The sequence below is a fragment of the Variovorax atrisoli genome (assembly GCF_014195185.1).
Lineage (GTDB): Bacteria > Pseudomonadota > Gammaproteobacteria > Burkholderiales > Burkholderiaceae_C > Variovorax > Variovorax atrisoli.
Map to the genome: position 1 here is coordinate 309,665 of NZ_JACIBG010000005.1, position 12,566 is coordinate 322,230.

Consider the following 12,566-nt stretch of genomic DNA (forward strand, 5'->3'; position numbering starts at 1 on the left):
GGGCACGACGGGCGCAATGGACGCGGACGTCATCGTCATCGGCGCCGGCATCGTCGGCGCCGCGTGCGCGCATGCGCTCGCGAATGCGGGCGCGAAGGTGCTGGTGCTCGACGCCGGCATCGGCGGCGCCACCGGCGCAGGCATGGGCCACCTCGTGGTGATGGACGACAACCCGGCCGAACTGGCGCTGAGCCGCCATTCGATCGCGCAGTGGCGCGAGCTCGCGCCGCGCATGGGCGAGGACTGCGCCTACAGCGCCTGCGGCACGCTGTGGATCGCCGCGAACGACGAGGAGATGGCCGAGGCCGGGCGCAAGCTGCAGCGGCTGCGCGCCGACGGCATCGACAGCCGCCTGCTCGACGCACGGCAGCTCTCGGCCGCCGAACCTGCATTGCGCAAGGGCCTCGCGGGCGCGCTCGAAGTGCCTGGCGACGGCATCCTCTACGCACCCAACGCGGCGCGCTGGCTGCTCGCCCAGCATGGGGCATCGATCCGCGTCGAGCAGGCGAAGGTCGATGCCATTGAGGAAAACGGCACGCTGCGCCTGGCCGACGGCAGCCGCCGCGCCGCGCCGCGCGTCGTGCTCGCCAACGGAATCCAGGCCACCGCGCTGTGCCCCGAGCTGCCGATACGCCCGAAGAAGGGCCACCTGCTCATCACCGACCGCTATCCGGGCACGGTGCACCACCAGCTCGTCGAACTCGGCTACGTGACCAGCGCCCACCACAGCGAGGGCGACTCGGTCGCCTTCAACGTGCAGCCGCGTCCCACGGGGCAGCTGCTGATCGGCTCCTCGCGCCAGTTCGACACCACCGACGCGGCCGTGGAAGCGCCGATGCTCGCGCGCATGCTCCAGCGCGCGCTCGACTACCTGCCGGGGCTCGCGAACCTCAACGCCCTGCGCTCGTGGACCGGCATGCGCGCGGCCTCGCCCGACGGGCTTCCGCTTCTGGGCAGGCATCCGTGGCGCGAGAGGCTCTGGCTCGCCGTCGGGCACGAGGGCCTCGGCGTGACCACGGCACCCGGCAGCGCACACCTGCTCGCCGCGCTGATGACCGGGGCGACACCCGGTTTCGACGCCGCGCCCTACGCGCCTCGCGGCCTGCGGGGGGCCGCATGAGCGCCCACACCCTGTTGAACATCGACGGCCGCCTGGTCCGCGTGAAGGCCGGCAGCTCGGTCGCCGCCGCGCTGCGCGTGGCCGGCGGCACGGGCGTGGCGCGCACCTCCGTCGGCGGCCAGCCGCGCGCGCCCTTCTGCGGCATGGGCGTGTGCCAGGAATGCCGCGTGCTCGTCGACGGCCGGCGCAGACTCGCCTGCCAGACGGTGTGCGTCGAGGGCATGCGCGTGGAGACTGCGGAATGAGCGGCGTCGTGCCCGAGCATTGCGACGTGCTGGTCGTCGGCGCCGGCCCGGCCGGCATGGCGGCGGCAGTGGCGGCTGCGCGCAGCGGCGCATCGATCGTCGTGATCGATGACAACCCCGCGCCCGGCGGACAGATCTGGCGCGACGGCCCCGGCGCGAAGCTGCCGCCGGCCGCGCGCAAGTGGCGCGAGGCGCTCGAACGCCATGCCAACATCCGCGTGCGCAGCGGCACGCGCGTCGTCGCTGCGCCCTCGCCCGGCGAACTGCTGCTCGAAGATGCCGACGGTGCCGTGCGCATGCGATGGGGCAGGCTCATCCTGTGCACCGGCGCGCGCGAACTGCTGCTGCCCTTCCCGGGCTGGACGCTGCCCGGTGTGACCGGCGCGGGCGGGCTGCAGGCGCTCGTCAAGGCCGGCCTGCCGCTCGAGGGCGAGCGCATCGTCGTCGCGGGCAGCGGACCGCTGCTGCTTGCCGCCGCGGCCACTGCGCGTTCGGCGGGCGCCAAGGTGCTGCGCATCGCCGAGCAGGCTTCGTTCGCCGCGGTCGCGCGCTTCGGCGCCAGCCTCGCGCGCTGGCCCGGCAAGGCGGCGCAGGCCGTCGCGCTGGCTGACCCCTGCTATCGCACCTCGTCGCACGTCGTCTCGGCGGGTGGCGCCGTGCAGGTCGAGTCGGTGCGCCTGCGCCAGGGCAACGGCCAGGAAGTGGAGATCGCCTGCGACCGCATCGCCTGCGGCTTCGGCCTGGTGCCCAACACGCAGCCCGGCCGCATGCTCGGCTGCGCGCTGGCTTCGGACGGCTTCGGCGCGCGGGGCCTGCAGGTCGATGCGCGGCAGGCCACCAGCGTGCCGGGCATCTACGCGGCGGGCGAGTGCACCGGTTTCGGCGGCAGCGAGCGCGCGCTGGCGCAGGGCAGCATCGCCGGCCATGCAGCGGTGGGCGACGAACGCGCGGCCGCCGCGCACGAGGGCGAGCGCGCGCGCTGGGATGCCTTCGCGGCGCAGCTGCACCGCGGCTTCGCGCTGCATGCCGCCATCCGGGCGCTGCCACGGCCCGACACCCTCGTGTGCCGATGCGAGGACGTGCCCTTCTCCGCGCTGCAGGACTGCAGCGGCTGGACCGACGCCAAGCTGCACCGCCGCTGCGGCATGGGCGCCTGCCAGGGTCGCGTGTGCGGCGATGCCGCGCAGTTCCTCTTCGGATGGACACCGCCCGCGCCGCGCCCGCCGCTGTCGCCGGTGCGCATCGCGACGCTCGCGGGACTCGTCGAGATCGAGTCCACGGGCGCGGACGCCCGACAATGACGGCGCCGCCGCATCCGCAGAACGAGACCATGGCCTCCCCGAAGACAGCACCGAAGAAGAAAGAAGCAGAGACAGCCCCCGTGGCCGCCGCCCGCGCGCGGCCCAAGCGCCGGGCCGCCGACGAGGCCTACGACGCCATCGAGACGCTGCTGTCCACCATGCAGCTGCAGCCCGGCAGCCAGATCGTCGAGGCCGAACTCGCCGAGCGCACGGGGCTGGGCCGCACGCCGGTGCGCGAGGCGCTGATGCGAATGGTGTCCATCGGCCTGATCGTGCAGCAGCCGCGCCGCGGGCTGCTGGTGTCGACCATCGACCTGGCCGACCACCTCGACGTGATCCAGACGCGGCGCGTGCTCGAGGTGCTGATCGCCGCCTGCTCGGCGCGCCGAGCCACCGCGCAGCAGCGCCAGGAGATCGTGCGCTGCGCCGAGATGATGGTCGAGGCCGCGAGCCGCGGCGACCTCAACGACTACATGCAGGCCGACCGCGCGCTGGACCTCGTCAACCACCGGGCGAGCCACAACGACTCGGCGGTGCGCGCGGTGATCCCGCCCATCGTCCAGTGCCGGCGCTTCTGGTACGCCTACCAGCACGAAGGCGAGATCGTCGAGGGCGCGAACGCGCACCTGCAGCTGGCGCGGGGCATCGCGACCGGCGACGAGGCGGCCGCCACCGCGGGCGCCAACCGGCTGATGGACTATCTCGAAGTCTTCGCGCGCAAGATCATCGACAACTAGGCCGAAGGGCTTCGCTTTCCGCACTGGCACCCCGGGCAACTCCGCGTGCCTGCGCCCGTCTCGCGGCGCATACTGGCCCGCATGGCCGTCGCACCCCGCGCCCAACCCGAGGACTTCTTCACCGCCGACGAGTGGGGCTCGCTCACCGCGCGCTCGTCGTGGAAGGGCCTCTGGCTGGTGCTGCACTGCTGGGGCGTGATCGGCGCGGCGATGCTCGCGGGCATCATGTGGCCGTGGACCGTTCCGCTGGTCGTGCCGATCGTCGGCGCGCGGCAGCTGGGCCTCTTCATCCTCATGCACGACGCCGCGCACGCGGCGCTGCACCGCAACCGAAAGATCAACGACTGGGTGGGCCACTGGCTGTGCTCGTCGACGCTGCGCGACTACCGGCCCTATCACCTTCAGCATCATCGCTTCGTGCAGCAGACCGAAGACCCGGACCTCGTGCTGTCGGCGCCCTTCCCCATCACGCGCGCCTCGATGTGGCGCAAGGTGGTGCGCGACCTGAGCGGGCAGACCTTCTACAAGCAGCGCTTCGGGCACATCGCCGAAGGCATCCGCAAGAGGGCGCCCGGCGAATCGGCACTGCAGGTTTTCGGCCGCGAGCTCGCGAAGGACCGGCGATTCCTCGTTGCCAACGGGCTGGGCTTGCTCGCCTTCGCCCTCGCCGGCTACGGGTGGGCGTGGCTCGCGATGTGGCTGCTGCCGATGGCGACCTGGCTTCCTCTGGTGAGCCGCGTGCGCAACATCGCCGAGCATGCGCTGGTCGCGCAGAACGAGCCCGATCCGCTGCGGCAGGCGCGCACCACGCATGCCGGCTGGCTGGAACGTGCGCTGGTGGCGCCCTACTGGGTCAACTACCACTGCGAGCACCACATGTTCACCAGCCTGCCCTGCTGGGCGCTGCCGAAGGCGCACCGCCTGCTGCAGCGGCAGGGCGCCATCGCGCGCATGGAAGTGCAGCCGGGCTACCTGAGCCTGCTCGGGCGGGCCACGGCCGCAGCCTAGCCTTCCCTCAGCGCGCGCCCGCCGGCGCGGTGCGCACCTTCGGCGCCTGCGCGCCGCGCTGCGCATGCTGGCTCAGCCAGATGCTCGCGATCACGACGAGGATGCCCAGCACCTGCCAGGTCGAAAGCGCCTGGCCGAGCAGCGCCCAGCCGAGGATCACCGCCGTCACCGGGCTCAGGAAGGCCAGCGGCGCGACGGTCGATGGCTCCAGGCGGGCCACGCCGCGGAACCACACGATGTAGGTCAGCGCGGCGCCCACCAGGCCCAGCCAGCCGAAGCCGATCCAGTTGTGCAGCGTGAGCGCAGGCAGCGGCGGCTCCAGCAGCAGCGCCACCGGCAGCAGCAGCAGGCCGCCCGCGGTGAGCTGCCAGGCGGTGAAGGTCAGCGCCGACACCGGCGGCTGCCAGCGCCGGCTCAGCACCGTGCCGAAGGCCATCGACACCGCGGCGGCGATGGCGGCCGCGATGCCCAGCGCATCGAGCGCCGCGTTCGGCGTCAGCACCAGCAGCGCCACCCCGCCGATGCCGACCACCGCCGCCACCACCGACAGCGCGCGCACCGGCGAGCCCAGGAAGACGCTGGCCAGGAACACCACGAAGAGCGGCTGCACCGAGGTGATGGTGGCCGCCACGCCGCCCGGCAGCCGGTAGGCCGCGAGGAACAGCATCGCCCACAGCACCGAGAAGTTCAGCGCGCCGAGCAGCAGGATGCGGCCCCACCACGCGCGCTCGGGCAGCTGCCGCACGATCGCCAGCAGCAGCAGGCCGGCGGGCAACGCGCGCAGCAGCGCCACCGTCAGCGGGTAGTTCGCAGGCAGCAGCTCGGTCGTGACGATGTAGGTGCTGCCCCAGACGGCGGGCGCCGTGGCGGTCAGGAGGATGTCGGTGGTGCGGCTGGTCATGCCTCGAATCTAGTGAGTTGACCGGTGGTTGTGAATGTTCGAATAATGAATTGATTCTTTACCGTCAGTCGTCAATCAGGCATGGACCACCTCACCGCCCTCAGAGTCTTCCGTACCGCCGCCGCCACGGGCAGTTTCGCCGGCGCCGCGCGGCAGATGGGGCTCTCGCCCGCGGCGGTGAGCAAGAACATCGCCGAGCTGGAAGCGCACCTGAAGGTGCGGCTCATCAACCGCACCACGCGGCAGATGAGCCTGACGGAGGCCGGCGCGGCGTACCACGAGCGGCTCTCGCGCATCCTCGACGAGCTCGCCGAGGCCGATGCCGCGCTCGCGCCCATGGGCAGCAGCCCCGGCGGCGTGCTGCGCGTGAGTGCGCCCCTGACCCTGGCGCTCACGCTGCTGTCGCCGGCCATCCCGGAGTTCATGGGCCGGCATCCGAACCTGCGGCTGGAGCTGAACCTGCAGGACGCCCGCGTCGACATCATCGGCGAGGGCTACGACCTCGCCATCCGCGGCAGCGACCGGCTGGAGGATTCGAGCCTCGTCGCGCGCGAGCTCATGACCATGGACCACGTGCTGTGCGCCGCCCCCGCCTACCTCGACGCCGCCGGCCGGCCGGGGCAGCCCGCCGACCTGAAGAGCCATGAGTGCGTGCAGTTCACGCTCTCGGGCCATGCCAACAAATGGACCTTCACGCGCGCCGGCCGCAGCGTGGCGGTGCCGATCGACGGACGCTACAAGGTCGGCTCCAGCATCGCCGTGCGCGACGCGCTGCTCGCGGGCTTCGGGCTGAGTCTGATCCCACGCATCTATGTGGAGAAAGAGCTCGCCTCCGGCCGGCTGGAGGCGGTGCTGCAGGAATGGGAGGCCGACCGCACGCCGGTGTACGCGGTGTACCCCTCGCGTCACCTCGCGGCCAAGACGCGCGCCTTCGTCGACTTCCTGGTGGAGCGGTTCTCCGGCCGCTGACCGTTCAGCAGCCTGCCGAGGGGCGTGCGGCGCACCAGCAGCTGGTAGCTCGCGAGCGCGGCCAGCGAGGTCGCCGCGATGTTCAGCCCCATCTTCGCGACCGCGCCCAGCGGCACGTCGAACAACAGGATGCCGAAGCCCACGGTGCCCAGCATGTGCACCAGGTACACCCAGTACGAGCTTTGTGACAGGTAGTCGAGCACCGCGTTGCGGCGCGGCAGGTAGCGCAGGAAGCCGCCGATCAGCGCCATGCTCCAGAGCCACGCGGTCGCGCTGTAGGCGTAGGCGATCCAGAACTCGGGATGCGGCACACGATGCAGGCTGCCGCCGCGGGTGGCACCCAGCAGCAGCACCGTCGCGACCAGGAAGGCGAAGCCGGCCGCTGCATGGCCCTTGCAGCGTGCCGAGAAGACTGCGAGCAGCTGCTCCTGCCGGCCATGAACGTACCAGCCGGCCGCGAAGAAGAGGCCGCTGCGCATCCACTCGGCCGCAGGCGGCAGGAAGGAGCCTGTTTCCTGGAGCAGGCCCGACGGATAGGCCATGCCCACGAGGGCCAGCGGCAGCGCCAGCACCGCGAAGCCCCAGCGCCGCGACAGCAGTTGCGTGAAGCCCCGTGCCAGTGCCTCGCGCAGCCGTGCCGGCACGAAGCGCCGGACCCGCATGCCGGCCCAGGCCAGCACGCTGAGCCAGAACAGCTGGTACAGGAACCACAGGTGCATGGTGTTGAAGGGCGAGCCGCCGGCCTGCCGCGGGGGTGCCAGCGCGACGTCGATGCCCGGCACGCTGCGCACCGTCAGGTGGATGTAGACCATCGCCAGCACCGTGGTCGCCGCGAACAGTGGCGGCCAGAAGATCGCGAAGGGCAGCGCGAGCCGCAGGCAGCGGTTCTTCAGCATGCCGTTCGCGCCGCGCCGCTCGGCCAGCAGCGCCACGAAGAAGCCGGCCAGCACGAAGAACACCGGCATGCGGAAGCTGTGGATGAACAGCAGCAGCAGGTCGGCCACCGGCGACGTCTTCGGGTCGCGCCAGGGCAGCGGCGAGTCGACGGTGAGGTGGTTGATCGCCACGTGCAGCACGATGCCGAGCCACATCATGAGGGCGCGGAGGTTGTCGAGCGCGTGGAGCCGCTCGAGCGGCTGCGGATGTGGCGGCAGTGGAGTGTGTGCGTTGTTCATGAGGCCACTGTCGGGCCTCACGCAACGTCAGGGTCAAGCGCTGCGCGGGGCCGTCGCGGGGTTCATCGCACGCAGCAGGTAGTCACGCACCGCAGGCGTGGTGACGGCGGTGGCCTGCAGCACCGGCTCGGCGGCCATCGCCTGCATCAGCCGGGCGCCGATGCCGGGGTCGTGGTCGGTGAAGGCGTCGAACAGGCGCACCCATTCGCGCGCGATGGCCTGCACGGCCTCGTCTTCGGGCGGAACGCCGCGCGCCTGCAGGGCAGCGAGTTCGGTCGCGAGCCTGCGCCATTCGTCCTCGGGCGGCGGGCCCAGCCGTGCGAAGTCGTCGGTGCGCATGTGGCGCAAGAGCGCGGCCATGCGGATGCCGATGGCCTCGCCGATGTAGTCGACCAGCTCGGCGGACGGCCCGTCGTCGCGGCGCGCCACGGGTTCGCGGCGGTACATCTCGCCCCAGCGCGTGACGAGGTCGTAGTTGCCGTCCATCCACTGGCCCATCAGCGTCATCCAGCGCGCGGCCAGCGGCTGCACCTCCAGCGAATCGGCCGGCACGCCCCGCGCCATGAGCGCGGCCACCTCGGCCACCAGCGGCGGCCAGCGGTCGGCCACCTGCTTCCAGTTGGCCATGAGCGACCTGATCTCGGCGGGGCTGAAGTAGCGACCGTACGTGGTCATCTGCTCGAGCGTGGCGAGCCAGTCCTTCATGTCGGGCTGGGCGCCTTCGGCCAGGCGCTGCTCGAGCAGGCCGAGCCGCTCGCGCAGCGCGGTGGCCTGCGCGATCTGCTGGTCGAGCGATTCGATCTGCCGCGCGATGATCGCGGGCATCGAGCCGCCTTCCGCGTCGAGCACCGCGCCGATCTCGGCCAGCGGCAGGCCCAGCAGCCGCAGCGCCTGGATGGCGTGCAGGCGGGCGATGTCAGCCGCGTGGTAGAGGCGGTAGCCGGCCTCCGAGCGCGCCGAGGGCGCCAGCAGGCCGATGGCGTCGTAGTGGTGCAGCGTGCGCACCGTGAGGCCGGTGTGCCGGGCGAGTTCTCCGACCTTGAGCAGCACGGGTTGTCGCTCCTGCGGGGACTCAGCCGGCTTCGGAACCGGGCTCGGGCTCGGGCAGTTCCGGATCCTCCCAGCCGAGCAGTTCGGCCAGCCGCCGCACCACCCACGTGGCCTCGGCCGGCGACACGCCCGATTCGGGCGCGGCCAGTCCGGCGTGGATGCGGCGCAGGATCTCGCTTTCGACCGGCACCTCGGTGTGGTGCTGGATCTGCGCGTGGCCCACGAGATGGCTGGCGAGGTCCTCGCAGATCTCGTAGCGCTCGCGCACCACGCCGATGGGCTCGCTCAGGCGCTGGCGCGCGTCGGTGTAGACGGCGAAGAACGAGGGCGGGATGAGGATCTGGTTGTCTTCGGACATCGCGGGCCTGGGGAAAGTCTGGTGGCAGCGGCGGCCCCAATGACAAAACGCGCCCTGGGGCGCGTTCGTCGTGGCTCCTTCGGTGCTCTTTCAGGAAGCGTGGGGAGCCGGCGGGGGCAGAAGCCGGATCAGCCGCCCTTCTTGGCGCGCTTGCCGGGGTTCTTCTTGCTGCGCGTGGCGGTGCCGCGTTCGAGGCTGACCTTCTGGCCGCCACCGGAGCGCGGCGCGGTGTAGCCGGGCAGCGGCGTCGGCTTCGGGGTGGCAACGCGTTCGGCTTCGGTACGGAATGTCTTGGGCATGAAAAGCTCGGGTAAAAGTGAATGTTCGAACCTGCAATTAGGCCACATCGGGAATTTCACATGCCAATAACCGCAACGGCGGGTGGTGTCGGGCGCGCGCGTTTCGTTTCGGGCTCGCTGATGCGCCACGTCTGCGTGATGGCCGGCACGGGCGCCATCGGGCTGATCGCGGTGTTCGCGGTCGACCTCATCAACCTGTTCTACATCTCGCTGCTGGGCGAGAAGGAGATCGCCGCGGCCATCGGCTTCGCGGGCGTGGTGGGTTTCTTCCATGCGTCGCTTTGCATCGGGCTGACGATCGGCATCGCGGCGGTGGTGTCGCGGACCGTGGGCGCAGGGCGCGCCGAGGATGCGCGCCGCATCGCCACGTCGAGCCTCCTGCTGATGACGGCGCTGGCCGTGGTGGCGGGCACGGGCACCGCGTTCTTCCTGCATCCGGCGCTGCACGTGCTCGGCGCACAGGGCGAGACGGCGCGGCTCGCGCACCGCTATCTATCGGTGACGGTGCACACGCTGCCGCTGCTGGGCATCGGCATGGCGACCTCGGCGCTGCTGCGCTCCATCGGCGATGCGCGCCGCTCGATGACGGTGACGCTCGGCGGTGCCTTCGTGACGGCTGTGCTCGATCCGATCCTGATCTTCGGCTTCGGCCTGGGGCTCGACGGCGCGGCCATCAGCGCGGTGGTCTCGCGCATCGTGCTCGCGGCCATCGGCCTGCACGGCGTGATCGTGCGGCACCGCATGCTCGGGCGCTTCGAGCCGCACAAGCTCGCCGACGATGCGCGCGCGCTCGGCACGGTGGCGGCTCCGGCGGTGCTGACGAATCTCGCGACGCCGGTAGGCGCGGCCTTCGTCACGCATTCGGTCGCGCAGTTCGGGCCCTCGGCGGTCGCGGGCGCCGCCACCATCGACCGGCTGACGCCTGTGGCCTTCGGGCTGGTCTATGCGCTCAGCGGCGCGGTCGGGCCGATCCTTGCGCAGAACCTGGGTGCGGGGCAGTTCCGCCGCGTACAGGAGGGCCTGCGCGACAGCCTGCTCTTCATGGTGGTGTCGGTGGCCGCGGCGTGGCTGGTGCTGGGGCTCGGGCAGGGCGTGATCATCCGGGCGTTCTCGGCCGACGGACAGGCGGCGCAGCTGATCTCGCTCTTCTGCAGCTGGCTGGCCGCGAGCTTCTTCTTCGCGGGCGGGCTGTTCGTGGCGAACGCCTCGTTCAACAACCTCGGGCATCCGCTGCTGTCGACGGCGTTCAACTGGGGGCGCGCCACGCTGGGCACGATTCCGTTCGCCTGGTGGGGCTCGCACTACGGCGCGGCCGGCGTGCTGATAGGCCAGGCGGTCGGCTCGTCGATCTTCGGCCTGCTGGCGGTGATCGTCGCGTTCCGGCTGGCCGCGAAGCTGGCGCGCCAGGAGCTGCCGGCGCCGGACGCCGTACCGGCCCCGGTGCTCGACGCGCCGGTGGCACCGACCTCGGCGCATGCGGAGGCCGCGGCTTTGAGCACGCCGCAATCGGTTCCGAAGGGCGCCGCATCTTCGTGAGGGCCGCCGCGCCCGGTAGGGGGTTGGAGAAGCGACACGAAGTGCGCGAAGCCTGGGAGCGAGTCCTAGATGAGCCGCACCCTGACCGACTTGCCCTTCACGCGGCCGGCGGAGAGCTTGCGCGCCGCCTCGGCCGCGATCGCACGGTCCACCGCCACATAGGTCGAGAACTCGTTGACGTTGATCTTGCCGACCTGCTCCTTCGCATAGCCGCATTCGCCGGTCAGCGCGCCCAGCACGTCGCCGGCGCGGATCTTCTCCTTGCGCCCGCCCACGATCTGCAGGGTGGCCATCGGCGGCTGCAGCGGCGCGCCCTTGCCCGGCGTGAGTTCGGCCAGCGGGTGCCATTCGGATTCGCGGCCCTGCAGCTGCTCGATCTTTCCGACGCTGCCCATCTCGTCCATGCTGGCCAGGTTCAGCGCCAGCCCTTCCGATGCGCCCTGCTGTCCCACGCGGCCGGTGCGGCCGACGCGGTGGATGTGCACTTCGGCATCGGGCGTCACGTCGACGTTGATCACCGCTTCGAGCTGCGCGATGTCGAGCCCGCGCGCCGCCACGTCGGTGGCCACCAGCACCGAGCAGCTGCGGTTGGCGAACTGCACCAGCACCTGGTCGCGCTCGCGCTGCTCCAGCTCGCCGAAGAGCGCCAGCGCGCTGAAGCCCTGCGCGCGCAGCACGTCGACCAGGTCGCGGCACTGCTGCTTGGTGTTGCAGAAGGCCAGCGTGCTGACGGGGCGGAAGTGGTCGAGCAGCAGGCTCACGGCGTGCAGGCGCTCGTGGTCTTCCACCTCGTACCAGCGCTGGCGGATCTTGCTGCCCTCGTGCTGCGACTGCACCGCGATCTGCTCGGGGCTCTTCATGAACTGCTCGGCGAGCTTCGCGATGCCTTCGGGATACGTGGCCGAGAACAGCAGCGTCTGGCGCTCCTTCGGGCACTGGCGCGCCACCTTCACGATGTCGTCGAAGAAGCCCATGTCGAGCATGCGGTCGGCCTCGTCGAGCACCAGGGTGTTGAGCGCTTCCAGGTCCAGGTTCCCGCGCTCGAGGTGGTCCATGATGCGCCCCGGCGTGCCCACCACGATGTGCGCACCGTGCTCCAGGCTCGCGATCTGCCCGCGCAGCGCGACGCCGCCGCAGAGCGTGACCACCTTGATGTTCTCCTCGGCGCGCGCGAGGCGGCGGATCTCGAGCGTGACCTGGTCGGCCAACTCGCGCGTCGGGCACAGCACCAGCGACTGCACCGCGAAGCGGCGCGGATTGAGGTTGGCCAGCAGCGCCAGGGCGAAGGCGGCGGTCTTGCCGCTGCCGGTCTTGGCCTGCGCGATCAGGTCCTTGCCGAGCAGCGCGCTCGGCAGCGAGGCTGCCTGGATCGGCGTCATCTGCGTGTAGCCGAGCTGCGTGAGGTTGGCCAGCATCCGGGGCGAGAGCGCCAGCGTGGAGAAGCCGTTGTTGCCGGCCGTGGAATCAGGGGTGGTCATGGTTCTAAGGCCGACAGACGCGCGAATGACAAAGGCCTTGCGGCGCCCCTGGGGAGCGTCGCAAGGCCTTGGGTCGGTGGCGTATCAGCGGCGGGGTGAGTTGTTGCCGGAACCGCCGGAGCCGGAGTTCGTCGGCGGGGGGCCGCGGCGCTCCAGGTGGCGGAAGGTGATGCGGCCCTTGGTCAGGTCGTAGGGCGAGAGCTCGAGCGAGACCTTGTCGCCGGCCAGGATGCGGATGTGGTGCTTGCGCATCTTGCCGCCGCTGTAGGCGATCAGCTGATGGCCGTTGTCCAGCGTGACGCGGTAGCGCGAGTCCGGCAGGACTTCGGTCACCGCGCCGTTCATTTCGATCAGTTCTTCCTTTGGCATCTGTGCTTACCTCTGAATCG

Annotated in this window: 14 protein-coding genes; 7 read left to right on the forward strand and 7 right to left on the reverse strand. The window is 71.3% G+C overall.

The genetic code is table 11. The features are described 5' to 3' along the window. The first annotated feature begins 16 nt into the window (after positions 1–16). From FHY06_RS19245 to FHY06_RS19265, 5 genes are all read left to right on the forward strand, one after another. A complete protein-coding gene (locus FHY06_RS19245) occupies positions 17–1,120 on the forward strand; it encodes an NAD(P)/FAD-dependent oxidoreductase (protein WP_184606058.1) in 1,104 nt (367 codons plus the stop codon). Continuing rightward, positions 1,117–1,365, forward strand: coding sequence for a (2Fe-2S)-binding protein (locus FHY06_RS19250; RefSeq protein ID WP_126183660.1), 249 nt, complete (start codon positions 1,117–1,119; stop codon positions 1,363–1,365). The genes FHY06_RS19245 and FHY06_RS19250 overlap by 4 nt, the downstream gene beginning before the upstream one ends. Beyond that, the gene (locus FHY06_RS19255) at positions 1,362–2,666 is read left to right on the forward strand and encodes an NAD(P)/FAD-dependent oxidoreductase (protein ID WP_184606059.1); all 1,305 of its coding nucleotides are present in this window, start codon (positions 1,362–1,364) and stop codon (positions 2,664–2,666) included. The genes FHY06_RS19250 and FHY06_RS19255 overlap by 4 nt, the downstream gene beginning before the upstream one ends. Further along, positions 2,663–3,403: a GntR family transcriptional regulator gene (locus FHY06_RS19260; RefSeq protein WP_019653783.1), complete on the forward strand. Its 741-nt coding sequence runs from the start codon at positions 2,663–2,665 to the stop codon at positions 3,401–3,403. The genes FHY06_RS19255 and FHY06_RS19260 overlap by 4 nt, the downstream gene beginning before the upstream one ends. Before the next feature lie 81 nt (positions 3,404–3,484). Continuing rightward, positions 3,485–4,411, forward strand: coding sequence for a fatty acid desaturase family protein (locus FHY06_RS19265; RefSeq protein WP_019653784.1), 927 nt, complete (start codon positions 3,485–3,487; stop codon positions 4,409–4,411). Between the two features lie 7 nt (positions 4,412–4,418). Here FHY06_RS19265 and FHY06_RS19270 read toward each other — a convergent pair whose 3' ends face one another. After that, entirely contained in the window at positions 4,419–5,312 is an 894-nt protein-coding gene (locus tag FHY06_RS19270) for an EamA family transporter (RefSeq protein WP_019653785.1), read from the reverse strand. Between the two features lie 81 nt (positions 5,313–5,393). Between FHY06_RS19270 and FHY06_RS19275 the strand changes: the two genes are divergently transcribed. Then, positions 5,394–6,281 carry a LysR family transcriptional regulator gene (locus FHY06_RS19275; protein ID WP_145759546.1) on the forward strand — a complete coding sequence of 296 codons (888 nt, stop codon included), beginning with the start codon at positions 5,394–5,396 and terminating at the stop codon, positions 6,279–6,281. Here FHY06_RS19275 and FHY06_RS19280 read toward each other — a convergent pair. The 4 genes from FHY06_RS19280 to FHY06_RS19295 form a co-directional block, all read right to left on the reverse strand. Further along, positions 6,218–7,456 carry an acyltransferase family protein gene (locus FHY06_RS19280; protein ID WP_184606060.1) on the reverse strand — a complete coding sequence of 413 codons (1,239 nt, stop codon included), beginning with the start codon at positions 7,454–7,456 and terminating at the stop codon, positions 6,218–6,220. The two genes, FHY06_RS19275 and FHY06_RS19280, sit on opposite strands and share 64 nt — an antisense overlap. A 33-nt stretch (positions 7,457–7,489) precedes the next feature. Next, positions 7,490–8,506 (reverse strand): MerR family transcriptional regulator, encoded by a 1,017-nt coding sequence (locus FHY06_RS19285; RefSeq protein WP_184606061.1) that lies wholly within the window; start codon positions 8,504–8,506, stop codon positions 7,490–7,492. Positions 8,507–8,528: 22 nt separating this feature from the next. Beyond that, positions 8,529–8,864, reverse strand: coding sequence for a hypothetical protein (locus tag FHY06_RS19290; RefSeq protein ID WP_019653789.1), 336 nt, complete (start codon positions 8,862–8,864; stop codon positions 8,529–8,531). 128 nt (positions 8,865–8,992) lie between these two features. Then, positions 8,993–9,163: a hypothetical protein gene (locus FHY06_RS19295; RefSeq protein WP_019653790.1), complete on the reverse strand. Its 171-nt coding sequence runs from the start codon at positions 9,161–9,163 to the stop codon at positions 8,993–8,995. A 60-nt stretch (positions 9,164–9,223) separates the two neighbouring features. Between FHY06_RS19295 and FHY06_RS19300 the strand changes: the two genes are divergently transcribed. Then, entirely contained in the window at positions 9,224–10,699 is a 1,476-nt protein-coding gene (locus FHY06_RS19300; RefSeq protein WP_184606062.1) for an MATE family efflux transporter, read from the forward strand. A 65-nt stretch (positions 10,700–10,764) separates the two neighbouring features. On the opposite strand, the gene dbpA is transcribed toward FHY06_RS19300, so the two are convergent. Together dbpA and infA are read right to left on the reverse strand one after the other, a co-directional pair. Beyond that, positions 10,765–12,177, reverse strand: coding sequence for an ATP-dependent RNA helicase DbpA (dbpA, locus tag FHY06_RS19305; protein ID WP_184606063.1), 1,413 nt, complete (start codon positions 12,175–12,177; stop codon positions 10,765–10,767). Positions 12,178–12,261: 84 nt separating this feature from the next. Next, on the reverse strand, positions 12,262–12,546 hold the full coding sequence (infA, locus tag FHY06_RS19310; protein ID WP_019653793.1) for a translation initiation factor IF-1: 285 nt from the start codon (positions 12,544–12,546) through the stop codon (positions 12,262–12,264). Positions 12,547–12,566: the final 20 nt, after the last annotated feature.

What these genes read in the sequence shown, in the direction of transcription:
- FHY06_RS19245 (WP_184606058.1), top strand. Translation starts at nt 17, where the DNA reads ATGGACGCGGACGTCATCGTCATCGGCGCCGGCATCGTCGGCGCCGCG.
- FHY06_RS19250 (WP_126183660.1), top strand. Translation starts at nt 1,117, where the DNA reads ATGAGCGCCCACACCCTGTTGAACATCGACGGCCGCCTGGTCCGCGTG.
- FHY06_RS19255 (WP_184606059.1), top strand. Translation starts at nt 1,362, where the DNA reads ATGAGCGGCGTCGTGCCCGAGCATTGCGACGTGCTGGTCGTCGGCGCC.
- FHY06_RS19260 (WP_019653783.1), top strand. Translation starts at nt 2,663, where the DNA reads ATGACGGCGCCGCCGCATCCGCAGAACGAGACCATGGCCTCCCCGAAG.
- FHY06_RS19265 (WP_019653784.1), top strand. Translation starts at nt 3,485, where the DNA reads ATGGCCGTCGCACCCCGCGCCCAACCCGAGGACTTCTTCACCGCCGAC.
- FHY06_RS19270 (WP_019653785.1), bottom strand. Translation starts at nt 5,312, where the DNA reads ATGACCAGCCGCACCACCGACATCCTCCTGACCGCCACGGCGCCCGCC.
- FHY06_RS19275 (WP_145759546.1), top strand. Translation starts at nt 5,394, where the DNA reads ATGGACCACCTCACCGCCCTCAGAGTCTTCCGTACCGCCGCCGCCACG.
- FHY06_RS19280 (WP_184606060.1), bottom strand. Translation starts at nt 7,456, where the DNA reads ATGAACAACGCACACACTCCACTGCCGCCACATCCGCAGCCGCTCGAG.
- FHY06_RS19290 (WP_019653789.1), bottom strand. Translation starts at nt 8,864, where the DNA reads ATGTCCGAAGACAACCAGATCCTCATCCCGCCCTCGTTCTTCGCCGTC.
- FHY06_RS19295 (WP_019653790.1), bottom strand. Translation starts at nt 9,163, where the DNA reads ATGCCCAAGACATTCCGTACCGAAGCCGAACGCGTTGCCACCCCGAAG.
- FHY06_RS19300 (WP_184606062.1), top strand. Translation starts at nt 9,224, where the DNA reads ATGCCAATAACCGCAACGGCGGGTGGTGTCGGGCGCGCGCGTTTCGTT.
- dbpA (WP_184606063.1), bottom strand. Translation starts at nt 12,177, where the DNA reads ATGACCACCCCTGATTCCACGGCCGGCAACAACGGCTTCTCCACGCTG.
- infA (WP_019653793.1), bottom strand. Translation starts at nt 12,546, where the DNA reads ATGCCAAAGGAAGAACTGATCGAAATGAACGGCGCGGTGACCGAAGTC.